At 50.7% G+C, this 22,398-nt stretch carries 27 protein-coding genes and 1 riboswitch; of the genes, 6 read left to right on the plus strand and 21 right to left on the minus strand.

Translation table 11 applies throughout. The annotated features are described in order from the left end of the window. Window positions 1–36: 36 nt before the first annotated feature. The 20 genes from EP073_RS08405 to EP073_RS08500 all read right to left on the minus strand — a co-directional run bounded on the left by EP073_RS08405 (window position 37) and on the right by EP073_RS08500 (window position 16,925). Complete coding sequence (locus EP073_RS08405; RefSeq protein ID WP_128466705.1) at window positions 37–798, minus strand: ABC transporter permease; 762 nt, start codon at window positions 796–798, stop codon at window positions 37–39. After that, on the minus strand, window positions 782–1,627 hold the full coding sequence (locus tag EP073_RS08410) for an ABC transporter ATP-binding protein (RefSeq protein ID WP_128466706.1): 846 nt from the start codon (window positions 1,625–1,627) through the stop codon (window positions 782–784). Before EP073_RS08410 ends, EP073_RS08405 begins: the two co-directional genes overlap by 17 nt. After that, window positions 1,624–2,418 carry an ABC transporter ATP-binding protein gene (locus tag EP073_RS08415; protein ID WP_128466707.1) on the minus strand — a complete coding sequence of 265 codons (795 nt, stop codon included), beginning with the start codon at window positions 2,416–2,418 and terminating at the stop codon, window positions 1,624–1,626. The genes EP073_RS08410 and EP073_RS08415 overlap by 4 nt, the downstream gene beginning before the upstream one ends. Then, complete coding sequence (locus EP073_RS08420; protein ID WP_128466708.1) at window positions 2,415–3,422, minus strand: FecCD family ABC transporter permease; 1,008 nt, start codon at window positions 3,420–3,422, stop codon at window positions 2,415–2,417. The genes EP073_RS08415 and EP073_RS08420 overlap by 4 nt, the downstream gene beginning before the upstream one ends. Continuing rightward, on the minus strand, window positions 3,419–4,333 hold the full coding sequence (locus tag EP073_RS08425; protein WP_128466709.1) for an ABC transporter substrate-binding protein: 915 nt from the start codon (window positions 4,331–4,333) through the stop codon (window positions 3,419–3,421). The genes EP073_RS08420 and EP073_RS08425 overlap by 4 nt, the downstream gene beginning before the upstream one ends. Beyond that, complete coding sequence (gene hutX, locus EP073_RS08430; protein WP_128466710.1) at window positions 4,330–4,827, minus strand: heme utilization cystosolic carrier protein HutX; 498 nt, start codon at window positions 4,825–4,827, stop codon at window positions 4,330–4,332. The genes EP073_RS08425 and hutX overlap by 4 nt, the downstream gene beginning before the upstream one ends. A 9-nt stretch (window positions 4,828–4,836) precedes the next feature. Then, window positions 4,837–6,234 (minus strand): heme anaerobic degradation radical SAM methyltransferase ChuW/HutW, encoded by a 1,398-nt coding sequence (gene hutW / locus EP073_RS08435; protein WP_128466711.1) that lies wholly within the window; start codon window positions 6,232–6,234, stop codon window positions 4,837–4,839. A 6-nt stretch (window positions 6,235–6,240) separates the two neighbouring features. Continuing rightward, window positions 6,241–6,789 carry a flavodoxin domain-containing protein gene (locus EP073_RS08440; protein ID WP_128466712.1) on the minus strand — a complete coding sequence of 183 codons (549 nt, stop codon included), beginning with the start codon at window positions 6,787–6,789 and terminating at the stop codon, window positions 6,241–6,243. An 8-nt stretch (window positions 6,790–6,797) separates the two neighbouring features. Beyond that, window positions 6,798–8,825: a TonB-dependent receptor plug domain-containing protein gene (locus EP073_RS08445; RefSeq protein WP_128466713.1), complete on the minus strand. Its 2,028-nt coding sequence runs from the start codon at window positions 8,823–8,825 to the stop codon at window positions 6,798–6,800. Between the two features lie 64 nt (window positions 8,826–8,889). Next, window positions 8,890–9,579 (minus strand): energy transducer TonB, encoded by a 690-nt coding sequence (locus tag EP073_RS08450; protein ID WP_128466714.1) that lies wholly within the window; start codon window positions 9,577–9,579, stop codon window positions 8,890–8,892. Next, a complete protein-coding gene (locus tag EP073_RS08455) occupies window positions 9,572–9,976 on the minus strand; it encodes an ExbD/TolR family protein (protein ID WP_128466715.1) in 405 nt (134 codons plus the stop codon). The genes EP073_RS08450 and EP073_RS08455 overlap by 8 nt, the downstream gene beginning before the upstream one ends. Beyond that, entirely contained in the window at window positions 9,969–10,580 is a 612-nt protein-coding gene (locus tag EP073_RS08460) for a MotA/TolQ/ExbB proton channel family protein (RefSeq protein ID WP_128466716.1), read from the minus strand. Before EP073_RS08460 ends, EP073_RS08455 begins: the two co-directional genes overlap by 8 nt. A gap of 186 nt (window positions 10,581–10,766) precedes the next feature. After that, window positions 10,767–11,291, minus strand: coding sequence for a cob(I)yrinic acid a,c-diamide adenosyltransferase (locus EP073_RS08465; protein ID WP_128466717.1), 525 nt, complete (start codon window positions 11,289–11,291; stop codon window positions 10,767–10,769). Beyond that, window positions 11,281–12,000, minus strand: coding sequence for a uroporphyrinogen-III C-methyltransferase (gene cobA / locus EP073_RS08470; RefSeq protein WP_128466718.1), 720 nt, complete (start codon window positions 11,998–12,000; stop codon window positions 11,281–11,283). Before cobA ends, EP073_RS08465 begins: the two co-directional genes overlap by 11 nt. Beyond that, window positions 11,993–12,778, minus strand: coding sequence for an ABC transporter substrate-binding protein (locus tag EP073_RS08475; protein ID WP_164885317.1), 786 nt, complete (start codon window positions 12,776–12,778; stop codon window positions 11,993–11,995). Before EP073_RS08475 ends, cobA begins: the two co-directional genes overlap by 8 nt. Further along, window positions 12,732–13,445, minus strand: a complete 714-nt coding sequence (locus EP073_RS08480) for an ABC transporter ATP-binding protein (protein WP_128466720.1) — start codon at window positions 13,443–13,445, stop codon at window positions 12,732–12,734. Before EP073_RS08480 ends, EP073_RS08475 begins: the two co-directional genes overlap by 47 nt. Next, on the minus strand, window positions 13,438–14,388 hold the full coding sequence (locus tag EP073_RS08485; protein WP_128466721.1) for a FecCD family ABC transporter permease: 951 nt from the start codon (window positions 14,386–14,388) through the stop codon (window positions 13,438–13,440). Before EP073_RS08485 ends, EP073_RS08480 begins: the two co-directional genes overlap by 8 nt. Further along, window positions 14,385–15,122, minus strand: coding sequence for an ABC transporter permease (locus tag EP073_RS08490; RefSeq protein ID WP_128466722.1), 738 nt, complete (start codon window positions 15,120–15,122; stop codon window positions 14,385–14,387). The genes EP073_RS08485 and EP073_RS08490 overlap by 4 nt, the downstream gene beginning before the upstream one ends. After that, entirely contained in the window at window positions 15,119–15,961 is an 843-nt protein-coding gene (locus tag EP073_RS08495; RefSeq protein WP_128466723.1) for an ABC transporter ATP-binding protein, read from the minus strand. Before EP073_RS08495 ends, EP073_RS08490 begins: the two co-directional genes overlap by 4 nt. A 1-nt stretch (window position 15,962) precedes the next feature. Further along, window positions 15,963–16,925 carry a sirohydrochlorin cobaltochelatase gene (locus EP073_RS08500; RefSeq protein ID WP_241653984.1) on the minus strand — a complete coding sequence of 321 codons (963 nt, stop codon included), beginning with the start codon at window positions 16,923–16,925 and terminating at the stop codon, window positions 15,963–15,965. A gap of 84 nt (window positions 16,926–17,009) precedes the next feature. After that, window positions 17,010–17,202: riboswitch (cobalamin riboswitch) on the minus strand. 72 nt (window positions 17,203–17,274) lie between these two features. On the opposite strand from EP073_RS08500, the gene cbiD reads away from it, so the two are divergent. The 6 genes from cbiD to cobK are packed head-to-tail and all read left to right on the plus strand — an operon-like array spanning window position 17,275 to window position 21,815. Next, window positions 17,275–18,255, plus strand: a complete 981-nt coding sequence (gene cbiD / locus EP073_RS08505) for a cobalt-precorrin-5B (C(1))-methyltransferase CbiD (RefSeq protein WP_128466724.1) — start codon at window positions 17,275–17,277, stop codon at window positions 18,253–18,255. Beyond that, a complete protein-coding gene (gene cbiE, locus EP073_RS08510; protein WP_128466725.1) occupies window positions 18,248–18,856 on the plus strand; it encodes a precorrin-6y C5,15-methyltransferase (decarboxylating) subunit CbiE in 609 nt (202 codons plus the stop codon). The genes cbiD and cbiE overlap by 8 nt, the downstream gene beginning before the upstream one ends. Next, the gene (cobM, locus tag EP073_RS08515; RefSeq protein WP_128466726.1) at window positions 18,857–19,609 is read left to right on the plus strand and encodes a precorrin-4 C(11)-methyltransferase; all 753 of its coding nucleotides are present in this window, start codon (window positions 18,857–18,859) and stop codon (window positions 19,607–19,609) included. Next, window positions 19,593–20,381, plus strand: coding sequence for a cobalamin biosynthesis protein (locus EP073_RS08520; RefSeq protein WP_128466727.1), 789 nt, complete (start codon window positions 19,593–19,595; stop codon window positions 20,379–20,381). The genes cobM and EP073_RS08520 overlap by 17 nt, the downstream gene beginning before the upstream one ends. Beyond that, window positions 20,374–21,111, plus strand: coding sequence for a precorrin-3B C(17)-methyltransferase (gene cobJ / locus EP073_RS08525; protein WP_128466728.1), 738 nt, complete (start codon window positions 20,374–20,376; stop codon window positions 21,109–21,111). The genes EP073_RS08520 and cobJ overlap by 8 nt, the downstream gene beginning before the upstream one ends. Window positions 21,112–21,113: 2 nt before the next feature. Continuing rightward, window positions 21,114–21,815 carry a precorrin-6A reductase gene (gene cobK / locus EP073_RS08530; RefSeq protein WP_128466729.1) on the plus strand — a complete coding sequence of 234 codons (702 nt, stop codon included), beginning with the start codon at window positions 21,114–21,116 and terminating at the stop codon, window positions 21,813–21,815. Here the strand turns inward: cobK and EP073_RS08535 are convergent. After that, a complete protein-coding gene (locus EP073_RS08535) occupies window positions 21,781–22,392 on the minus strand; it encodes a precorrin-8X methylmutase (RefSeq protein WP_128466730.1) in 612 nt (203 codons plus the stop codon). The two genes, cobK and EP073_RS08535, sit on opposite strands and share 35 nt — an antisense overlap. Between the last annotated feature and the right edge of the window lie 6 nt (window positions 22,393–22,398).

Genomic DNA, 22,398 nt, shown 5'->3' on the forward strand with positions numbered 1-22,398 from the left:
TGTCAATAATTTTCGGATATTGTCTGAAAAATTAATTTACTCAGAATAACGTTTAAGCATCAGTACACCGCACAGAAAGGCGGCAATCGTAAGAATGATCAGAGTTATTAATGATATGAAAACAGCAGAATCAATATTTACGGCACGTATAATAATGTTTGTATGAGTGAGCGGAAAGATGTAGACGAGCTTGTTAAGCAATGGAGGCAGATTGTCCACGGGGTAAAACGTGCCTGAGAAGAAGTTCATCGGCATTATAAAGAAATTCATTATCATGGCATTGGATTCCATATCCTTAAGATACAGACCGATCATAACTCCGAGGGAAGAGAAAAACAGCAGATTGAAGAATATAGCAACTACTGAATAAAAACCGAAGGGGAACACATCAAACAACAGAAACCCTGCTGACATAACCACCGCGGAAGCCATAACGCCCCGCAGAATGCCGGACATAACGAGCCCCGTCATTATCGACAACGAAGAAACCGGAGAGGTAATAATGTTCTGAAAGCTTTTGGTATACAGCCTGCCGAAGCTGACAGAGGTCATTACGAGGTTGTACGAGTTCATCATCGAGGTCATGCAGACAATGCCCTGAACAAGGAAATATTCGTACCTCACGCCGTCAAAGCTTATACGTGACCCGAAGCCGAAGCCGAACGCGGCAAGAAATATAAGAGGCGACACAAGAGAGTAAACTACGAAACCGAATTTTTTCAGTTTATTCTTCAAAAGGAGCATTTCACGCAGGAACACAGCCCATGTTCCGTAAGCGAAGTCATACACCGTGTTCATTTATTCCCCCTTCGCTCACCACAACATCCTCAAGGCGGGCATCCCTGACGGTGTACCCTGCCGTTCCGTTTTCCCTCACCGCGGCGTCAAGCTCGTCCCTGCTGCGGACTATGCGGAAAATCCGGCATCCGTCCTCCCCGCAGGTTTCAAGCACATATCTGCCTGTCTCGCTGATAAGTTCCTCCGGCGTGCCCATGCGTCTTATTTTTCCGGCGGACATTATAGCCACCCTGTCGCAGAGGCTTTCCGCCTCTTCCGTGTAGTGGGTTGTGAGGAGAATAGATTTGCCCCTGCTTTTTATCTGGGCTATGAGATTCCAAATCTCCCTGCGGATGGACGGATCAAGCCCCAGTGTGGGCTCATCGAGAAGAATAAGTTCCGGATCAGCCAGCATCACTCTTGCGATTATCACCCTTCTCTTCTGCCCGCCGGAGAGCTTGTCCACAAGCTCGTTTTTCTTTTCGCTGATTCCGAAGCGTTCCATCAGCTCCATAATAGAGCTTTTTGAACATGAAACTCTGCGCAGAGCGGCATAGACGCGCAGATTATCATAAACGGTCAGCTCTCCTTCCAGATTGTTTTCCTGCGGGACAACGGCAACCGTCTGCCGCACCCCCCGCCTGTTTGTTATCACATCGCAGCCGTTAACTTCGATTGTACCCATATCGGGTCTGGCTAGGGTGGAGATCATTTTGATGACGGTTGTCTTGCCGGCTCCGTTAGGACCGAGGAGTCCGAAAATCTCCCCTTTTCTGATATAGAAGCTTACTCCGTCCACGGCTTTTACGTTTTTGTATGATTTATGCAGATTTTCTATCTTAAGAATCAATGCCTTACTCCCAGCGGCACAGCAACGGTTTTTTCTATGCCTTCCTCATTTATGCGGATTATCTTGGAGCGGATATTAAATACACGGCTGATGTTTTCAACGCTGAGCACATCCTCCGGCGTTCCGTCCGCAACGGTCACTCCATCCTTCAGGGCTACTATCCTGTGGCTGAATGATGCCGCTAAGTTGAGATCATGCAGAACCATAACCACTGTCAGACCATGCTCGTCATTCAGCCTGCGCAGAAGTTCCAGTACCTCAAACTGATGGTGGATGTCAAGATATGTCGTCGGTTCGTCAAAAAGAAGAATCTCAGGCTTTTGGGCAAGGGACATAGCGATCCACGCTCTCTGCCGTTCACCGCCGGAAAGCTGCCCTATGCGCTTGAAGCGTTTGTCCGCAAGCCCTGTGGATTCTATTGCCCAGTCAACAGCGTCTCTGTCTTCATTGGTGAAACGGTTCATGAAACCGTGGTGCGGGGTACGCCCGAACGCCACCAGACAGTGAACAGGCAGATCCATTGGCGCTGCCGGCGACTGCGGCAGTATGCCTATCTTTTTCGCTATACTCCGGTCATCCATTCCGGCAATCGATTTTCCTTCCAGAAGAACCTCACCGGAAAAAGGACGGAGCAGCCTGCCCGCTGTTTTGAGCAGAGTGGATTTACCTGAGCCGTTGGGACCTATGACAGTGGTGATATGTCCTTTCTCAAAACAGAGGGAGATGCCCTTGAGCACCTCTTTTTTGGCGTAGCCTGCACAGAGGGATTCAACGCTTAAGCATCCTGTCATTTCACACCCCTTGTGAGCAGATAAAGGAAGAACGGCGCTCCGAGAAAAGCCATGAGTATGCCCACAGGCAGTTCATAGGGTGAAAAGAGCGTCCTTGCCGCCGTATCGGCAAAGATTACCGTCACTGCGCCGAAAAGAGCGCTGAAAGGTATAAGGAATCTGTTGTCCGAGCCGATGATAAGCCTTGTTATATGCGGGATGATAAGCCCCACAAAACCCAGCAGTCCGACCGCCGAGACAGCGGAGGCGGCAAGCAGGGCGGCAAGAATGGTAAGCATGAACTTTGCCCGCTCCACATTAAGCCCGAGCCCGCGGGCAATATCATCCCCGAGAGCTAGGATGTTCAGATATTTTGACCCGAAAACAGCGCCGACGAGCCCGATTACGGAATAAGGCAGAACCATGTAAAAGTGATTCCAGCTTTTTCCGTTAAGTGCTCCCGCCATCCAGTTTACAGTACCCTGCACCCTGTCGCTGAAAAGCACGGTAAGCCCGGACATGAAGGCTCCGAGAAAAGCGGAAAGCGCCACACCGGCAAGCACAAGCCGCAGGGTGTGGGCTCCGCTGTCATAAGCAATAAAATAGATTATCAGAGCGGCGCCCACCGCCCCCAGAAACGCCGCAGGAGGTATTACAGCGGATTGGGACGGAAAGAGAATCATCACCGTCATAGCGGCAAGCCCCGCTCCGGCGGAAATGCCTATTATTCCGGGATCAGCCAGCGGGTTTTTAAGCACCGACTGGAGTATGGCTCCGGAAAGAGCCAGATTTATTCCCACAAGCCCGCCCACCAGAATGCGGGGAAGGCGGATGTTCATTATAACCTGATATATGCCCTGATTCGCATCGGCGGAGGTGAAGACAGCGAGGAACTCCCCGAAGCTTATCCCCACCGAACCCTTGGCGACACTCACAATCAGCCCGCAGAGCAGCAGTCCCGCCCCTAGAGCGCCTGTGAGTATACGTTTCCCGCTTTCAGGATCTGTTTCTGCGCCGTATTTCATTTATATTTTTCCGGATAAATCAGCGAGGAAAGCTCAAGCACAGCCTCACCCAGACGCACAGTGGGGTTTATTCCGTATGTATCAAAAGGAAGGCTTATCACTTTGCCGCTTTTTACAGCACGCAGAGCGCTCCATGCAGGCTGCTTCATCAACTGTCCGTCCGCCGCGGGTGCAGCCTTGTTTCCGTGGGATATGATGAAGATCATATCCGGATCCGCCATGGTCACATACTCCAGACTGACAGGAACAAAACCGCTGTACATACCCGTACCGCCTTTCATGTCCTCTCCCGCTATGTTTATTCCTCCGGCAAATTCGGCTATCTCGCCGATGAAGCTGGAAGGAAGCGCCATGTTGAAGCTTTCCGGCGTTCCGTACACTACAAGGATTTTTTTAGAAGGTTTGCCGACTGTTTTTACCGCTTTTTCTATATCGGTGTTAATGGAGGCAACCTTTCTGAAAGCCATATCAGGCTTGCCTGTTATCTGTCCGAATATCTCCATCTTAGCCGCGAGGTCTTTCCTGTCGTGCACACCGAAAACCGCCAAGGGTATGCCCGCCTGCTTCAGCGAGCTTTTGAGTGATATATGAAACGGAAAATTCATACCTATAACCAGATCCGGCTTCATAGCGACAATGCGCTCAATATCGGGGCTCTGAACCTTGCCTACAGAAGGAATGCTTTTGATATGATCCCCCAGATAAGCTGGCATTGTTCCGCTTTCGCCGTATGCGGCGGGCTTGCCTCCGGCGGCAATGAACAGTTCAAGATTTGAGCTGTTCAGCACCACGACCTTTTCGGGAGCCTTGTCAAATGTGTAGCTGTCGCCTGCGTCGTCCCTGAATGTGAAGGCAAAGGCGGATGACGCAAGCAGGGAGAGAGCAGTTAAAACCAGTAAAATACGCCTCATGCCATGCACCTCCTTTTAAGCTTTATGAAATCAGCCTTCTGGCACTCAAGCACTTTACCGCAGGCATCCCGTCCGAGGTAAATCTTAAACGAGCATTTGCCGTTTTTGTCAAAGAACTGAACAGAATGACTCTCTTTGCCCATGAATGGTCTGCTGACGAAGAACGCGCTCTCGATCTCCTCAAAGGAGATATGTCCGCCGAGAGGGCTTTCGTCCGAATGGAGGTTGAAGAAGCCTCTGGCATACTGACCCGCCGGAACAGACGTCTTCATCTCGATTATTGCCGAGTCGTTGGTAACAATGACAGTGACCGCTCCCCAGCCGGTTATCTCTTTCATAATCTGATCAAAAAAGTTTCCGCTTACCTCTGTTATTCCGTCATCTTCTATATTGCGCAGAATATCTCTTTCTGATACGCCTAGCTCCCTTGCGGCAAAAAGCGTGGGAACATTTTTGTTTTTGGAAAGGTAGTCTGTGATTTTCTCTGTCTGCATATTATCCTCCTAGCCCTGAGCGGCTATTTTATCCACGGGCGGTTCATAAGCCCCCCTGCTGTTGATCATTTCCAGAATATCAAGCAGCGCCTGAGTCATATTCACATACCAGAACTGCCCCGCAGGGAGCAGCTTCATGGTCTTTTCCCCGACTGAGGCAAGCCCTCTTTTCTCCCATGAATCGGTAAGAGGTCTGAAAACTGTTTTAAGGTCTATTCCGAACAGCCTTTCCGCCGTGTCAAAGCGGAGGATTCCTGTGTCCATCTGTCCGTTTATGAACTCATACAGGCAGCTCATAGGGCTTTTTTCAGAGAGTCCTATAACAGGCTTAATCCCCTTTGCTCTCATCATGTTATAAGGAGTTACCGCAGGATGAATGAAGTATCCGTAATTCTCCGTTCTGCCGCCTGCTCCGGCGCCGAAGGCGTGGAGAATGCAGCCGGATTTGGTGAAGCGGTTGTAGATGCTTCTGTCCAGCGTTCCGTTGACCCAGTGAGACATGGAAAGCTGCGAATACCCCATATCTGTGAGCATTTCGTGTGCGGCTGAGTGATATTCGTACTGTCTGGCGGTTTCGGGCACTGCCTCTGTTCTGCCGCTTTTTATCCCCTCGTCCATTTTGCCGCCCTCAAAGACATTAAGCTGGTACAGCGCCATGCCGTCCACACCGAGGCAGTCCGCCGTTTGAATATCACTGAGGAATGTTTCCACAGACTGATGAGGCAGACCGAAGATGAAATCCAGCGACACGCTCGCTTCTTTCAGACAAATAAGCTTCTGCACCATCTCCATAACCTTTTCGCCGGAATCCACTCTGCCGATGGCGCGTCTTGCCTTGGTGTCAAAGGATTGAACCCCGAGGGAAAAACGGTTTACTCCGTTGTCCGCGCAGGCTTTTATTTTGTCATCACCGAACTGGTAGGTTCTTGTTTCAAAGGTTATTTCGCAGTCATTGGAAAGAGGCAGGCTCTCATTAACTGCCCTGAGAACGCTTTCGATCTGCCTTGCGGAGAGAGTTCCGGGGGTTCCGCCCCCTATGTAGACCGCCCTCACCCTTCCGTGGGAATAAAGCGGGGAACCCTTAGCGCTTCTTATCTCTCCGGTGAGAGATTCCGTGTAGTCGTCAATAAGCGCAGCATCGGACAGATTTTTGAAAAAGCCGCAGTAGGTGCACTTTGTCTGGCAGAAAGGTATATTGATATAAACGCAGGCATCCTCAAAGGATGGTTTTGCGTTCATTTCCCCCTGCCAGACAGACATGGTTTTCTCAGCCTCGACTCCTTTTCCCCTGATCCCCGCGTGAACAGTGCGCTTTTTATCATAAGCCTTGGCAGGGTCGGATGCGCTTTCACTGCCGAATATCAGCCTGCGTTTATCTTCATCTGTATATTTGAGCCAGCTTTCCATATTTCTCTACCTTTTCATAAGCCGTTTGGCGAGATTCTCCGCAAATGCCCAGACCTCCGCCTTGTTCATAAGGCTTCTGGGTTTCTTTCTTTCCGCTATTTCAAGGTCGCTGAAACCCGCCATGCGGTAGAAGTAATCCATGCCCTTTTTATCAGCCTCGGTCATCTTAGCGTAAACCATCTCTCCGTGGAGCATCTCGCCATAGATACATGTTCCGGTGAGCGCAGCGTACTTTTCAAAAATCTGCACTCCGCCCATGGTTTTGCCTTTAACAAGCATGCTTTCCGTCTTCATGGCGACTCCGAAGAAGGCGGTTTTTACCTCCGCCAGCTCACCGCTGCGCTGCTCTATAAAGCTTTCAAGCTCCGGCAGGAAGCCGTTAGCGTAAATACCCGATCCCATCAGCACAAGATCATAGCCTGAAAAAGAGGAGGGAGCCTTTACGGCTTCCTCCCTTTTTGTCTCCCATCCCTCATACATAAGCCTTTCGGCTATCCAGTCCGCAATAACCGCCGTTGTTCCATAGCGGCTTGCGTATATGATCAACACTTTCATGCCTGACCTTAAAAATCTGCGGACACTTTGAGGATGAAATGTCTCCCGGGTTCGGGAATCGGCGACATAGCAAGCTCATAGTCCTGATTGTTGATATTCAGCGCTTCCACGCCGAGCATGATTCTTCTGCCGTCTTTGTAAGCGTATGATCCTGTCAGAGCGAGGTTCAGTGTGGTGTAAGATTCGGTAACATCAATACTGCCGTCTGATACCGCACTCTCGGTTTTTGAGGCATAGCGTCCGTACAGATCAGTGTTCAGAGTGAATTTCTTCCCGAATTTAGAATCATGACGCAGACCGAACCTTGAAGTAAGCTCAGGGGCACCGACTTTATATGTACTGAGCCCTTCCATTTCGTATTTGCGTCTCATGTATGCGCCGTTCACATAGGGGGTGAAGTTACCCACATAAGCTTTCGCCGTCAGTTCAGTGCCTATGGTCCGAGCCTTTTCAATGTTGGCAAACATATTCGCTGTAGAAGCACCGTAAGGTATTATGACGGTTGTGATATAGTCTTCCGATTTGGTATGGAACACGGCAAGATCAATATCCATTATTTTGTTGGCAAATCTCGCTCCCACTTCAAAGTTGTCCGAAGTTTCAGGATCAAGATCGGGATTTGAGAAAGTCGGTGTGCTGCTTCCGTGAGTCGTGCCCATGTAAAGCTGCTGAAGGTTAGGTGTTCTGTAGCCGCTGGAATACAGCGCACGCAGAGCCGTATTTCTTATCCCCGTGTAAACCACAGAGACACTGCCGACTATGTTGTCATCGTCAGTGTCCTCATCGGGAATGCTGGCGTTGTTTGTGCTTTCAATCTCGTTTTCAACTTTGGTGTAGCGAAGTCCGGCGCTGAGGATGAAACTGCCCAGAACCTGCTCATCATTAATAAAGGCTGACATTGTGGTCTGCTTTGCGTCCGTATCCGTCAAAGTGGCGGCAGGCGCGCCGAAGGTCTGTATATTGTCTTTGGCGTTGAGTTCATCTATGTTGTACTCAAAACCGGCTATGAGAAGGTTGGTATCAGTAAGCTCGAAGTCAAACTGACCGAGAACCCCTGTGGTGTCCAGTGTGTTTTTTGTGAGCCCTCTGTAGGACATGGGCATGGAGATGGGTCCCATGCTGACAACCATATCCATGTTGTTTATGAATTTTTTATACGTTTCCTGAGTAAACACATCCAGTCTGGCTTTATTGAGAAAGCTGCCCGGATTGCGGTACTCAAACCATCCGGCGTATTTCTCCCTGTTCCACTCGGGGAGTTCCATGAACATATCTGTAAACGGAGGCTCTATCTCACCCACATAAACATCACTTTCAGACTCATATTTAGTGTACTGAGCACCTGTATCGAATTTCTTGTTTTTGTATCCGGCGAGGAGGCTCATATTGGTATTTTCATATTCCGTGCCGTCAAGCTCATCACCGTGGGAATCTTCACGCTTGCCGAAATCGTTTTGGGAAACTTCTGCCCTGTAGTAGAAGTTTTTCACTCCGCCGTAGAGAGAAGCTGCCGCGTTGAACGAATCGCTGTTGGTGTTGTAGGTGTAGCTCAGCATCCCCTGAACAGGTCTGTCGCCCCCTTTTTTGGTGATGATATTTATAGCGCCGCCTATGGCTTCAGAACCGTAAAGCACAGAGCCCGGTCCTTTTATTATCTCTATTCTTTCGATACTGTTTACATCAATCAGAAGGGGCGTTCCATCCATGGACTTCTGCTCGGTGATCTTCATTCCGTCCACCATGATCAGCGTTCTGGAACTGCTCTCTCCCCTGAGGCTGAGCCTCTGGATTCCCGCCGCGCCTGTGCTTGTCATCTGAACGGAGGGTATATCTCTTAAAAGCTCTGCAAGGCTTGTTGCGCCGGACTTACGTATATCTTCTTCTGTGATTACGTTGACCGTGTAGGGAACTTCCTGCATCTCCTTTTCAACTCTGGTTGCGGTTACTTTTATCTTCTCTGTCTCCATCTCCGCAGCGGAAGCGGAAATCAGGGAAAACACAAGCAGAGGGAGCACAAAAATTAATTTTCTGTACATAAATTCTCCTTTTGTCCTAATTATGATGTCTATAAACAGGGGGATCCGCCCTTTTATCCTTATTTCAGTTGTGAAGACTGTAGCTTATGGGTATCAGCAGGGTCACAGGCTCCGGCAGTTTCTCCCTGATGGGGAACACTGACGAGGCAAGGGAAAGCGCTTCGGAATCCAGAACGTCAAATCCGCTTGATTCAACCATTTTCAGCCCCTGAAGCCTGCCTTCACAGTCTATATTAAGCTTCAGAAGAACTGTTCCCTCATACCCTCTGCGCCTTGCGGCATAAGGGTATTTTTTGTTGCGCCCGATGCCGTCCGTGAGTCTTGCCTTGAAACCGTCAAAGTCAAACTCCGGCTGAGGAGGCATAGCGGGCTTTTCCGCAGCGGGTTTAGGCACACTTACCGCCGCGATCAGGGTCACAGCTTCAGCGGGAGCGGTTTGCGCAGTCTCAGCTTTTTCCTCTGTGACCGGCTCCTCAACAGTCTTCACTGCCGAGGGTTTTTCCCTGACGGGCAGAGGCTTTCTCACGCTCTTCGGCTGTTCCTTTTTCACCACTGGTTCAGGCTTCTGAACCTTTTCAATCACCGGTTCAGGCTTTTGAACCTGCTCAAACCGGCGAAGCGAAACGGTTATTTTTTCCGGCTCGCTCTGTCCGGCAGGAGCTTTCTCAACCTTTAAAAAAAAGAGAACAGCGCCGTGCAGCAGGATGGAGAAAATCAGGCTCCCCGCAAAAATACGCCCTCTGTTATTATTCATCTTTGCTCTCCGTGAGAAACTCAACAGACACAGCGCCCACTCTTACAGCACTGTCCATGACCGTCACTATGGACTCAAAGTTAACTTCCCTGTCTGCGGCGAGGGTAATCACCTTGCCGCCGCTTTCCGCGACTATGCTTTTAAGACGGTTTTCAAGCTCCTGCGGCAATATCTCCGCCTCACCCACGAGTATCCGTCCGTCCGCCTTAAGAGTTACCACGCTGTCAAGCTTGTCTGTCTTCTGTTCAGTGCTGCTTGCGGGCAGGTCGGAGTTGATGGAGGGAACGGCAAATACGGATGTGAGAAGGAAGAAGATCAGAAGAAGGAACACCATATCTATCATAGGTGTCATATCCACTGACCTGCTTTTGCGGGTGAACATGCTGAGGTTAATCACCGCAGGCTCCCGCGCGGCGGATCATCTCTTCGCTTTTGAGTTTTATCATCAGCGCTTTTTTGCTGAGCTCGTTTTCAAAGATATGGAAAATTATCAGCGCCGGTATGCCCACCATCAGCCCGAATACAGTGGTAAGGAGCGATTCCCATATACCGCCCGCCAGAATGGAAGGGTCAACCGCACCCTTCTGCGCGGAGATTGACTGAAACGCTTTTACCATTCCGAGAACTGTGCCGGAGAGACCTATCATGGGGGAAACCCTGCCTATGAGATCCATCAGGTGCAGGCTGCGGGAAAACTTCTGAAGCTCTGAGATAGCTCTGTTCTCCGCTATATGCTCAAGATCATGCTTTGAGCAGTTTATATGGTTTATTATTTCGGCAGCGACCTTCTCCATAGCGCCTCTGGAGTTTTTCAGCTCTGCGAGAGCGGTTTTGAAATCACCTTTAAAGAAAGCACGCTCCGAATTTTCCAGTGTTCTCTTAGAACCCCTGTTAAGGATAAAGAATATCAGTCTTTCAATGAAAACTGCTGTAAGCACAATTGAAAAAAACAGCAGCGGGTACATCATTACTCCGCCTTTGCTGAAATATTCCTCAATCATACGAACCTCCGCTGCGTCTGTCTCAGCACTTATTACCAATGCCACTAACAATTGTCAAGATCTTTAACATAATTAGAAATATCTAATATAGTGTCTATATTTTTGATATACTGAAACTTTTTTAGATATGTAAGATTTGTAAAGAAAAAAGAATAGGATAGTAAGGCAGGCGGACACCTGCCCTTGTTACTTTTCTATACCCTTGCGGGCGGGGATTCCATGAGAATAGTAATGCTTTATCTCACACATCTCTGTGACAAGATCTGCGGCGGCGATAATCTCCTCTGAGGCGTATCTGCCCGTGAGAACAAGCTCCACACTTTCGGGCAGTGTTCTCATAAGCTCAAGAACCTCATCAGCACTCACAAGCCCCTTACTGACTGCCACGTTGATTTCATCCGCCACGACAAGCCTGTATCTGCCGGAGAGAGCAGCCTCTCTGATTTTCTCAAAGCCGTTCCGTGCCGTGCGTCTGTCTTCATCGGACGGTTCGCCCCTGATAAAGCCGCCGTGACCGAAGGTTTCATGCTTTATACTATCTCCGAACAGTTTAAGGGATTCTGATTCCGAGTAGTTCCCGTCCTTGAGAAACTGTCCGAAATACACACTGAACCCCGCTCCGGCGCAACGGATGCTGATCCCGATTGCCGCTGTGGTCTTCCCTTTTCCGTTTCCGGTATATACCTGAACGCAGGATTTTTTATCCGGCATGATTCACAATCTCCCCTATGATTATTGTCGCCGGATGCTTAACGGCGTTTTCGTCCACAAACCTGCCCGCCTCGCCCAGAACGGTAAACATGATGCGTTCTTCCGCCGTTTCGATGCTTTCGCCTATGAGCACGGGCACGGAAGGCTCCATGCCGTGTTCCATGAGCCTGCCCGCTATATCTCCGAGGTTTTTTACTCCCATGTAGACAACTATGGTGAATCCCAGCCCTGCCAGCGCCTCCCAGTTGTAGGCATTGTCAAGGGTGCCCTCTTTGGTGTGTCCGGTGATGAACACCACGCCGGGAATATTACGGCGGTCAGTGAGCGCGCTTCTCAGCTTGGCGGAAAGCGCAGAGGCGGAGGTAACTCCGGCTATGACCTCAACATCGGCACCCGCCGCTCTTGCCGTTTCAACCTCTTCCGCAGTGCGCGCGAATACGGAACTGTCCCCCCCTTTGAGACGGACGACAATCTTATTTTCCGCAAGGTGTTCTGCTATTATCCCGTTTATATCTCTTTGCAGGACACAGTTTTTGTCATAGGGATGCTTACCCACGTCGATGCACGGACAAGCGGCATATTCAAGGACTGCCTTGTCTATCAGTCTGTCATAAAGCACCACATCGGCAGTTTTAAGCGCGTCAGCGCCCGCCAGCGTCATTGAGCCTCTGTTGAGTCCCGCGCCGACAATTATAAGCTTTTTACTCATATAATTTCCTCAATGCGGAATTAAGCTCAAGAACAGCGTCAAACGAGCCTGTATTGGCTCTTGAGTATTTTCTTTCATCCGCATGTATCCATTTCGTTTTCATTTTCGCAAACTCCGGTCTTTTTTCCGGTTCCACAGGATTGCGGTTCATCGGTCCCGTCTGCCATATGTATACATCAGGCTGCAAAGCAACGGCTTTTTCAACGGAGAGCTTCACAAGCTTTCCGTCAGAATCCGTCAGAATCTCACCCCCGGCGGCACTCACCACAGAAGCGGCTATATTTCCTCTGCCCGCAACTATATAAGGAAGCTGGCTGATTTCGTAAATTACCCCGGGCTTTTCCTTAAGCGGCTTCACAGAGGCGAGCTTCGCTCTGAGCTCTGCCGCCAGCGCTTCCGCCTGTCTCTCGTGTCCGGTTATTTTCCCGATTTCCATCACCGCTGTGAGAATCTCTTCCAGATTCAGAGGATCATACTTATACACAGCCGCGCCCGTAATAGCCTTCACAGCGTCCGCATAATACTCATCAGCGGAGCCTGTGATTATCAGATCGGGTCTGAGAGAGCGTATTATCTCAGCATTGGGGCGGATATGCGTGCCGACCTTCACAGCGTCCGGAAACTCTGTAACATTCTTCGTAACCCCCGCAACCCTGTCACCGGCGCCCAGCTTGTAAAAGACGTCCGCTGCGGCAGGAGCGAGTATAACCACCCTTTCGGCGGCGAGTGCGTTAAATGCGGAAAGTAAAATGATCAGTGTGAGAAACAGCCTGAACATTAAACACCTCCGACAGCATAGCCGCCTCTGCGTCCCGGGCGGGAACGTCATATATCAGTTTTCCTTTATTCATCATCCATATCCTGTCAAAATAATTCACCGACAGATTCACCTCGTGCATAGAGGCGATAAGTGTTCTGCCGGAACCCGTGAGCAGCTTAAGAATCTCCAGCGAATGCCTGACATCAAGCATCGAAACGGGTTCATCCAGAATGAGAGCACCCGTCCGCTGATTAAGGGCACGTGCTATCATCACCCGCCTTTTTTCACCGCCGGAAAGCTCCGAGAAGGCTCTGTCACGCAGTTCTGTCAGGGCTGTATCCGTCAGTGCCTCTTCCGTAAGCGAGTCCGCATCCTTCATATACCCTGCGGCATAAGCACCCAGACGCACAACCTCAAACACTGTAAACGGAAACACCACGGACGGAAGCTGCGGCATGAAAGCTATCATACCTGCCCGCTCCCTGCGGCTTATTCCGTTCAGCCTTCTTCCGCTGAAATGCACGCCGTCACAGGCGATCAGCCCTGTGAGAATATGCAGAAGCGTGCTTTTGCCCGAACCGTTTTCGCCTATGAGGGCTATTTTTTCGCCTTCCTCAACGGTGAGATCCGGCACATCAATGGAGAATCCGCCTCTCTTGAACGTGAGATTCCGAAGTTCAATCATGCCACATCTCCGCCTGCCTGCCGCGAAGTATATATAGAAAAAACACTCCGCCCAGAACAGCGGTCACTATCCCAACCGGAAGCTCAGCGCCGTTCGGAATGACACTTCTCGCCACTGCGTCCGCGGTTATCATAAGCAGTGCGCCGAAGACGGAAGAGTAAAATATCCCCTGCCTCACGTCGCTGCCGTAAAAGCTTCGGGCTATGTGCGGAACAATCAGACCCACGAAGCCGATAAGCCCCGTGAAGCTCACAGAAACAGCCACAAGCGCCGTAGAGAACACGAACGCCCTCATTCGCTCACTCCGCACATTCACGCCGGAGGTCTCGGCAGACATCTCGTCAAGGGCGAGTATGTTCAGGGGTTTTGCCCTTAAGAGGAAATAGCCCGCGCACAAACAGAAGACAGCCGCAGCGAAAGCGGTTTTTGTCCATGTAATCATATAAAAGCCGCCCATCAGCCAGAAAACTATGGACGTTAAGGACTCCTCAAAAAAGAATTTAACGAATCCGATCACCGATGAGGCAACTATGTTCAGCACCACTCCCGCCAGAATCATCGTGACGGGACTTATGCCGCTCCTGCGGTATGAAACGCCGTAAACCAGCATCAGTCCGCCCAGCCCGGTAAAGAGAGCCACAGGGGAAGCAAGATGAGCCGGAAGCCCAAGAGCGATGGCTGCAACAGCGCCCAAAGCGGCGGAAGAGGCTGCTCCGGTTGTGAAGCTGTCCGCAAGAGGATTACGCAGCACAAGCTGGTATATCGAGCCGCTTAAGCCCAGCATAGCGCCCGTAATCGCCGCAAAGACAACCCTCGGCATGCGCATGTTCAGCAGAATATGCCTCTGCACCTCATCGGAGCGGAAGTGAGTTATATCCGTGGAGCCCACAAAAACTGCCCCTGCGCATACGCATAAGAGTATGCAGAGCCAGAGGGCTTTCAACTCTCAACCCCTTTCAGAATCCGCCCCGCTATGACAAACAGCACAGCGGCGGCACCAAGCATAACCCCAAGATTCAGCAGCAGATCACATCCGGTTCCTATCAGGGAACATCGTATCAGCTGCGTGGAATAGGTCAGGGGCGAGATATGCGCTATGATTTTTGCTGTCAGCGGCATTTTATCCACAGGATAAAACGTGCCTGAGAGAAATATCATCGGCGTTATAACAAAAGTGTTCACAGCCATCTGGTCGCCGTGGTTTTTCACCACGAGGGCAACAATTATCCCCAGAAGCGAAAAAACGATAAGGTGAACAAACAGCACGGGAACAAACAGAAGGCTTATTTTCAAGCCCGCTCCGGCTATGAGCGCATAAACAAGGATGACAGCAGCGGGAATAAGCCCTTTGATAACTCCGTAGAGCATCTCACCCGCCACGATCTCCCACCTGCTCACGGGAGCGAGAAGGTATTCGTCAAAAACTTTAAAATAGAACCGGGAAATATTTATCTCACCGGAAATGCCGTAACTCTGATTCAGGCTGCTCATGGCAACAAGTCCGGGTATGAGAAACGTCAGGTAATCCACACCGTCAACTGAGGCGAACCGCCCTATTCCGTACCCGAAGGCAAGAAGAAACAGAAAAGGCGACACGGCGGATGATGCAAGCACCTTCCAGAACCTGCTGCGCAGAACCCGGGTTTCACGATATAAAACACCTTTTACACCGTTCATGCGTCTATCCTCCTTCCGGTAATGGTGAGGTAGACATCCTCAAGGTTCGTTTCCCTTATGCTCGCTGTTTCCGTCAGTGAGGCAAGCCTTTTAAGCCCTGCCTCACGGGTTTCAAAGAACTCTGTTTCCGTTCTGCCGTTTCTGTATATGTCAAGCGCCCATTTGCCGACCCTTGCCTTAAGCTCCGCCGCCGTGCCTTCTGCTACAATTCTTGCCTTGTCCATAATCATCACACGGTCAGAGAGCAGTTCGGCTTCCTCGATGTAATGAGTTGTAAGCAGGATTGTACACTGTTTTTCCTGATTGATGCTGCGGATGAAATCCCACATGGTTCTGCGGACAGAGGCATCAAGCCCGACAGTCGGTTCATCCAGAAAAAGGACGAACGGATCATGGAGAAGAGCACGGGCGATTATCAGCCTGCGCTTCATTCCGCCGGAAAGGTTTCCGGCAGTTTTACCGGCATGGGCGGAAAGCCCCGAAAAATCAAGAGCCTGTGCGATTCTCTCCTCAGCTCTGTCAACGCCGAAAAGCACAGCATGGGTTTTCAGGTTCTGATACACAGTAAGATCCCTGTCCACATTATTATGCTGGGGAACAACGCCGATGGTGCGCTTAATCCGCTTATTCTGCGGGTCAAACTCTTCACCGTCGTACCGTATTTCACCGGAGGCGGGAATAGTCAGCCCCGTCAGCATGTTTATAGTCGTGGTTTTGCCTGCGCCGTTAGGACCGAGGAGAGCAAGAACGCTCCCCTCCTCCACGTCAAAGCTTATTCCGTCCACGGCGGTCTGACCGCCGAAGAGCTTGGTAAGGGATCTGACTGTTATTTTATTCATATTATTTGAGTTTTATTCCGGCTTCCTTTGCGGCTTCCTCAAGGTGATTAATAAAAATCCCCCTGACAGCGGCTTTATGCCCCAGCCCTTCAAGAACGGGCGTAACATTGAACCCCGCCTTGGTGAGCATCACCTTCCATGAATCTTCCTCATCCCCCGCCATGTCGTTTTCCGCATGGTCGCCCGCAACATACATAAGCGGTCTGAGGATGACGTTTTTAACCTTTTTAGCAGTGAGCTTCTCAAGCACAGTGTCAAAATCGGGCAGCCCTTCCACCAGACCTATGGCAACGGGCACTCCGTACTTACGGTTGAGAATTATCTCAAGTTCGTAATAAGCGCCCTGCGACATATGCTCGTTTCCGTGCCCCATGTAAACAAGGGCGGCTTTTGCGTCCTTCGCCTGTTTTATGTCCGGCTCAAGAACTTTTGCCAGAGCTTCCAGATATTCCCCGTGGGAATAGGCTCCGGTAAGGGGTTTGCCTATGCCCACCGCCGCAAAGGGCTGAAATTTCGGTTTGAGTGTTTTTATGGAGGCAAGGGCACTGACATAAGCAGTCATGTCGGCGTACTCCTCACCGTCTGTGATAAGCGTAGGCTGAACAACTATATTTCTGTAGCCAAGGTTCTGGAGATCCGCCATAACGCCGAGAACGTTTTTTACACCGTAAAGCATTTCGGGAATCTGCGGGTGCTCCCTGCGGTATTGAGCGTCTGCCGCCCTCTCATTCCATATCCTGCGGATTATGTTTGATGTAAACGCAAGGCGCACGGGTGTTTCGGGGTACTTAACCTGCGTTTCTCTCACCAGTGCGAGTATCGGCTCCAGAGTTGTTTCATAGGTTGTGCCGAATGACGTGATGACAATTGCCGTTTTTTCATCCATTGCTTTTTCTCCTCCTGATGCCTGCACTGCGCCCGTAAAAGCGAGAAAGGCAAGGAACACTGCGAATATGTGCTTCACATACTCCTCCTTAAAAAAAGTTTTGATTTTATACGGGTGCGACAGGGAAATCCTGCGGGGGGGCATATTTTGGTGCCTTCATCCTCGTAAAGTTCAAACAGAACAGGTATCCTGACTTCCGGCACGGCATTTTAAAGCGCCGCCTAATTCCGCACCTTCCCATCCGTTTTTCGGACAGTGGCTAAAACGCGGGTTCGTTCCGGTTACAGTAGCGGGACTGTTTTGGATTTTAACCAAATTCCCTGTTTCTGTCTCCACCTCGTATATTCGGGTATTTTCGGACTCAGAAGCCTATTAGTCAACTATAATTCTCCTTGACACATATTTTATTTCGGAACACCATCTCAAAATGCGAAAGGGATTCACCACAGGCACGGCGGCAGCGGCGGCGGCAAAGGCGCACGCAGTATACATCATGAGCGGTACAGCGGCGGATCACACTGATGTTGTCCTGCCGGACGGCAGCCGTATGTGTATACCCGTTTCCTGTTCAGCCGAAGGTGCTTTTGCGGTGAAGGATTCGGGCGACGATCCCGATGTGACTCACAAAGCTGAGATACACGCAAGCGTACAGGTGAACAGCGGCGGCAGAATCGAAATTCTCGGCGGCAGGGGCGTAGGCAGAGTAACCAAGGCCGGTTTGCAGATCCCCGTGGGAGAGGCGGCAATAAACCCTGTTCCCCGCATGATGATAGAACAGAATGTGCGCGAGATCATAGGCAAAGCAAACGGCGCCATAATAACAATATCCGTACCCGATGGAGAGAGGCTCGCAGCACTGACCTTCAATGAGCGCATCGGGATAATCGGCGGCATATCCATAATCGGCACGACAGGGATTGTGCACCCCATGAGCGTTGACGCTCTGGTGGATTCGTTCAAATGCGAAATAGACGTGAAACTCGCCGAAAACAGGCACATAGCACTTGTGGCGGGCAAAATAGGCGAAAAACATCTGCAATCCATACACACGGACGCAGAGGCAGTGATGGTAAGCAATTATTTCGGCGAAGCTTTCAGCTACCTGCGCTCAAAGGGCATCAGTGAAATAACGTTAGCAGGACATCCGGGAAAGCTGGCAAAACTCGCCATGGGGCATTACAACACCCACTCAGGCGTTTCCCCGCAGGCGCAGGGATTTGTCGGTGAGGCGCTTGGTCTCCACAGAGACTTCAACACCGTTGAGGAGATATGCCTTACTCATCCCGAAGGCTTCGGCAGAATAGCGGAGCTGATAAGCGGGCGTGTGCGGGCGGACTTCGGATTTCACAAGACTGATGTGCTGCTTTTTAATATGAAGGGAGACCTCATAGGAGTTTACAATGCCTGACATATACATAATCTCCACCGGAACCGGACACCCTGACATGCTCACAGGCAAGGCGAAAAAAGCGCTCAGCCTGATAGACCTCGCAGTGGGCGGCGAAAGGTTCAGAGGCTGGGTCAGCGTCCCTTATCATGTGCCGGAGCCTCTCATAAGCGGCACTCATGAGTTTATAAGAAACAACAGAGGCAAACGCATAGGCGTTCTGGTCACGGGAGATGCTGGCTTTTTCAGCCTCGCTAAATCAGTGGTGAAGGAGTTCGGCAGGGAGAATGTTACGGTTATTGAAGGCATAAGCGTTGTTCAGGCGGCCTTTGCCGCCATAGCAGAGCCTTGGGAAAACGCTGTCTTCCTCTCTGCCCACGGCAGAAACGGATTTGATGCCGAAAAAGCGGTCAATGCGGAGAGGTTTCTGATACTCTGCGACAAGGTGAACAACCCAAGAAAAATTATTGAGGAAAACAGCCGTCTGATAAAGAATTTTGAACTTTGGGTTACCGCAAACCTCAGTCTGGACAGCGAGAGAATACACAGAGTCACGCTTAATGAACCCATCCCCGAAGATGCCCTCTCATGCGTGGTTGGAATAAGGAAAACAGGTGAATAAATGGCAAAAGTCTATTTCATAGGCGCGGGACCCGGCGACCCTGAGTTGATAACCCTCAAGGGTATAAACACAATCAAGAAATGCGAAACAGTCATATACGCCGGAAGTCTGGTATCAAAAGAAATTCTCACCCACTGCACCTCAACCGCAGAGATATATAACTCCGCTTCCATGAATCTGAGTGAGATTATAGAAGTGACAAAAAAGGCGGTGGAAAAAGGGCGGAACGTGGCACGCCTTCATACCGGCGATCCGTCAGTCTACAGCGCGCTGAATGAGCAGATGGAGGAGCTGGACACACTGGGAATAGAATATGATATAATCCCCGGAGTGACCGCCCTTTTCGCCTCAGCCGCCGCTCTGCGGAACGAGCTGACACTGCCTGAAATATCTCAGACTGTCGTCATAAGCCGCATAGAGGGGAGAACCCCCGTTCCGGCGGACGAGAGCGTGGAGCGTCTGGCGTCCCACGGCGGAACCTTCTGCTTTTACCTCTCTGTGGACAGGTTCGCGGACATTGCGGACACCTTTATTAAAAAAGGCTGGAATCCAGACACCCCCGCCGCCGCGGTCTACAGGGCAAGCTGGACTGATGAGCGCATTCTGCGGGGTACGCTCACCGACCTTGATGAAAAAATAAAAGAGAGCGGCATCAACAAGCACGCTCTGATCATAATAGGTCACGCTCTGGGCGGCAAAGGCTCACACTCCAAACTTTATGATAAGGATTTCTCGCATGGAACACGCCCGTAAGACAGCGGTTATAGCCGTAACGGAAAAAGGTGCGGAGCTTGCCGCATTCATCAGCGCTGAAGCAGGATTTGACCTTTTTCTCCCCGAGGAATCAGCGGCAAAACACGGCGCTGTGCCTTATAAAGCGCTTAAAGCATGCTTCGCCCGCCTGATGGACGGCTCATACAAAGGCATAGTGGCTGTCATGGCGCAGGGAATAGTCACCCGCATGACTGCTCCCCACCTGAAATCAAAGCATGTTGATCCGGCTGTTGTCACCTGTGACGAAGTAGGCAGATTCGCCATAAGCTCCATAGCAGGGCATGAGGGCGGCGCAAACAGTCTGGCTCATCTTGTGGCCTCCATAACCGGAGCGGTTCCGGTGATAACCACCGCCACGGAAGCGAACAGAACGCACATAATCGGCATAGGCTGCCGCAAAGGCACCTCAAAGGCTGAGATTATACATGCGGTACACGGAGCATGCGCCCTTGCGGGCATCAGTGTCAAAGACCTGCGGCTTGCGGCGTCGGCATGGGTTAAAAAGGATGAAGCGGGGCTGCTGGAAGCTGTGAAAGATCTGAATATCTATGTTCGTTTTATACCTGAACATGCCTATAAAAACAGCCTGTACCGCTTCACAGAGCACGAGGCGCCCATGAAGCATTTCGGCATTCCCGGTGTGGCGGAGCCGTCGGCTGTACTCGCTGCCGTCAATCCGATTATAGTATTGCCCCGTACTGTCATGGGCTCGGTGACTGTGGCAATCATCAAGGAGGGTCTTAATGGCTGAAGGAAGACTCTTTGTGACAGGTACCGGACCCGGCAAAACCGACTACACCGCTCCGGCAGCCCTTGAGGCTATAAAAAACGCCGATTTCATATGCGGATACACCCCGTATGTTGATGCGGTTAATGAATATATATCACCCGATGCGGAAGTCTTCACAAACGGAATGACCGGCGAAACCGAACGGGTTGAAAAAGCTGTGGAAGCTGCGCAGGCGGGCAGAAACGTTGCGCTTGTCTGCGGCGGGGATGCTTCGCTGTATTCCCTTGCCTCACTGGTTTATGAAAAGACCGCAAATACTGATATAATAGAAGTAATACCGGGCATAACAGCCGCCCTTTCCGCCTCCGCACGTTTAGGCGCTCCCGTGGCGGATGACTTGGCGATCATCTCCATGTCTGACCTGCTCACTCCTTGGGAGGTTATAAAGAAACGGATAGATGCGGTAAACGCAGGGGATTTTGTCTGCGCCGTATACAACCCGAGAAGCAGGAAACGCACTGAACAGATTGAACACGCTCTCAGGGTTTTCGCCTCAAGGGGGAATCTCGCCTGCGGATATGTACGCAATTCCCACAGGTATGGAGAAACCATGTGGGCGGGAAGACTGTCCGAGCTCAACACTGAGGATCTGGACATGAGCACGGTGCTTATAATCGGCTGTAAAAAAACAATAATCAAAAACGGAAAGCTGGTCACCCCGCGCGGTTATACGGATAAATACGGAGAATAAACATGATACTGGTACTGGGCGGCACATCCGTCACACACAAGGTTGTCGAAGGACTTAAAGATAAGGATTTCATCATAACCCTTGCCACGGATTACGGCGAACGTGAGTTCCGACTCAGATACCCCGATAATGTGATGAAGATCCGCTTCAGTGAGGAAACGATGGAGTGCTTCATCAAAAACAGGCATGTGACCGAAATCATAGACACCACACACCCGCACGCGGCGGAAATAACCGCCACGGCGAAGACTGTTGCCTGCAAATGCGGCATACCCTACACGAATCTTGTGAGAAAAACCGAAGAGATAAAGGAGACTGATCTTGTGCATGTCTTCTCAAACTATGAGGAGGCAGTCTGCTTTCTGAGAGAGGCTGGGTTCAGGAGGATTCTTTTCACCACAGGCAGCAACAACATCCGCCTTTTTTCCGAATTCGCCCATAACGGCTGGGTGCGGATTCTCCCCTATGAAAAGTCCATTGAAAAATGTGTGCAGTCGGGGTTTGAGCGCTCAAGGATAATAGCCATGCAGGGTCCCTTCACCACTGAGTTTAACGCATCGCTCTTCCGTGAGCTGGGCATAGGGTGTGTAGTATCAAAAAACAGCGGCGAGGGGAGCGGCTTTAAGGAAAAGCTAAACGCCTGTCTTATCCTGAGAATACACTGCGTGATTATAAACCCGCCCGAAGAAGAAGCAGACCGTTAATCACTGTCGCGGCGCATGGACTGCCGCCTTTTGCGCCTATATTTGAGACATGGGGAATATCTGTTTTCATAAGCAGTTCCTTCGACTCCGCAGCCTTCACGAAACCCACAGGCAGCCCCGCCACGAACACGGGGTTCATCTTACCCGCCTCAGTGAGTTCTATGAGCTTTAAAAGTGCCGTAGGCGCATTGCCTATGGCATAAACCGCTTCGGGATATTTCTCCGCGGCGTAAACCACTGCCGTTTCCGCTCTGGTGAGGTTGAGCTCCTTTGACCTTTCTATGACCTCCGGCTCACTGATGAAGCACATCACCTTATTGCCGCTTTCACCCAGATACCTTTTGGTTATTCCGGCTGTGACCATAGTCACGTCCGTTATGATCGGCGCTCCGTCCCTGAGAGCCTCGATGCCTGCCTCAAGGCGGTGAATACGGGTAAGTACGGCAAACTCAGGGTCGCCTGTGGTGTGTATAAGCTTGCGGACTATCAGCTTTTCCGCCTCGGTAAAACGGGAGAGGTCCGTTATGGAATCAATAATCTCAAAGCTTTCCTTCTCTATACTCAAGCCCTTATCCATAAAAAC

This window comes from Geovibrio thiophilus, from assembly GCF_004087915.1.
Taxonomy (GTDB): Bacteria; Chrysiogenota; Deferribacteres; order Deferribacterales; family Geovibrionaceae; genus Geovibrio; species Geovibrio thiophilus.

Excerpts from the sequence above, each read along its gene's own strand:
- EP073_RS08445 (WP_128466713.1), bottom strand. The coding sequence starts at position 8,825 with ATGTACAGAAAATTAATTTTTGTGCTCCCTCTGCTTGTGTTTTCCCTG.
- hutX (WP_128466710.1), bottom strand. The coding sequence starts at position 4,827 with ATGCAGACAGAGAAAATCACAGACTACCTTTCCAAAAACAAAAATGTT.
- EP073_RS08535 (WP_128466730.1), bottom strand. The coding sequence starts at position 22,392 with ATGGATAAGGGCTTGAGTATAGAGAAGGAAAGCTTTGAGATTATTGAT.
- EP073_RS08495 (WP_128466723.1), bottom strand. The coding sequence starts at position 15,961 with ATGAATAAAATAACAGTCAGATCCCTTACCAAGCTCTTCGGCGGTCAG.
- EP073_RS08460 (WP_128466716.1), bottom strand. The coding sequence starts at position 10,580 with ATGATTGAGGAATATTTCAGCAAAGGCGGAGTAATGATGTACCCGCTG.
- EP073_RS08415 (WP_128466707.1), bottom strand. The coding sequence starts at position 2,418 with ATGACAGGATGCTTAAGCGTTGAATCCCTCTGTGCAGGCTACGCCAAA.
- cobM (WP_128466726.1), top strand. The coding sequence starts at position 18,857 with ATGGCAAAAGTCTATTTCATAGGCGCGGGACCCGGCGACCCTGAGTTG.
- EP073_RS08420 (WP_128466708.1), bottom strand. The coding sequence starts at position 3,422 with ATGAAATACGGCGCAGAAACAGATCCTGAAAGCGGGAAACGTATACTC.
- cobA (WP_128466718.1), bottom strand. The coding sequence starts at position 12,000 with ATGAGTAAAAAGCTTATAATTGTCGGCGCGGGACTCAACAGAGGCTCA.
- EP073_RS08465 (WP_128466717.1), bottom strand. The coding sequence starts at position 11,291 with ATGCCGGATAAAAAATCCTGCGTTCAGGTATATACCGGAAACGGAAAA.
- cbiE (WP_128466725.1), top strand. The coding sequence starts at position 18,248 with ATGCCTGACATATACATAATCTCCACCGGAACCGGACACCCTGACATG.
- hutW (WP_128466711.1), bottom strand. The coding sequence starts at position 6,234 with ATGGAAAGCTGGCTCAAATATACAGATGAAGATAAACGCAGGCTGATA.
- EP073_RS08440 (WP_128466712.1), bottom strand. The coding sequence starts at position 6,789 with ATGAAAGTGTTGATCATATACGCAAGCCGCTATGGAACAACGGCGGTT.
- cbiD (WP_128466724.1), top strand. The coding sequence starts at position 17,275 with ATGCGAAAGGGATTCACCACAGGCACGGCGGCAGCGGCGGCGGCAAAG.
- cobK (WP_128466729.1), top strand. The coding sequence starts at position 21,114 with ATGATACTGGTACTGGGCGGCACATCCGTCACACACAAGGTTGTCGAA.
- EP073_RS08520 (WP_128466727.1), top strand. The coding sequence starts at position 19,593 with ATGGAACACGCCCGTAAGACAGCGGTTATAGCCGTAACGGAAAAAGGT.
- EP073_RS08475 (WP_164885317.1), bottom strand. The coding sequence starts at position 12,778 with ATGTTCAGGCTGTTTCTCACACTGATCATTTTACTTTCCGCATTTAAC.
- EP073_RS08490 (WP_128466722.1), bottom strand. The coding sequence starts at position 15,122 with ATGAACGGTGTAAAAGGTGTTTTATATCGTGAAACCCGGGTTCTGCGC.
- EP073_RS08450 (WP_128466714.1), bottom strand. The coding sequence starts at position 9,579 with ATGAATAATAACAGAGGGCGTATTTTTGCGGGGAGCCTGATTTTCTCC.
- EP073_RS08425 (WP_128466709.1), bottom strand. The coding sequence starts at position 4,333 with ATGAGGCGTATTTTACTGGTTTTAACTGCTCTCTCCCTGCTTGCGTCA.
- EP073_RS08480 (WP_128466720.1), bottom strand. The coding sequence starts at position 13,445 with ATGATTGAACTTCGGAATCTCACGTTCAAGAGAGGCGGATTCTCCATT.
- cobJ (WP_128466728.1), top strand. The coding sequence starts at position 20,374 with ATGGCTGAAGGAAGACTCTTTGTGACAGGTACCGGACCCGGCAAAACC.
- EP073_RS08405 (WP_128466705.1), bottom strand. The coding sequence starts at position 798 with ATGAACACGGTGTATGACTTCGCTTACGGAACATGGGCTGTGTTCCTG.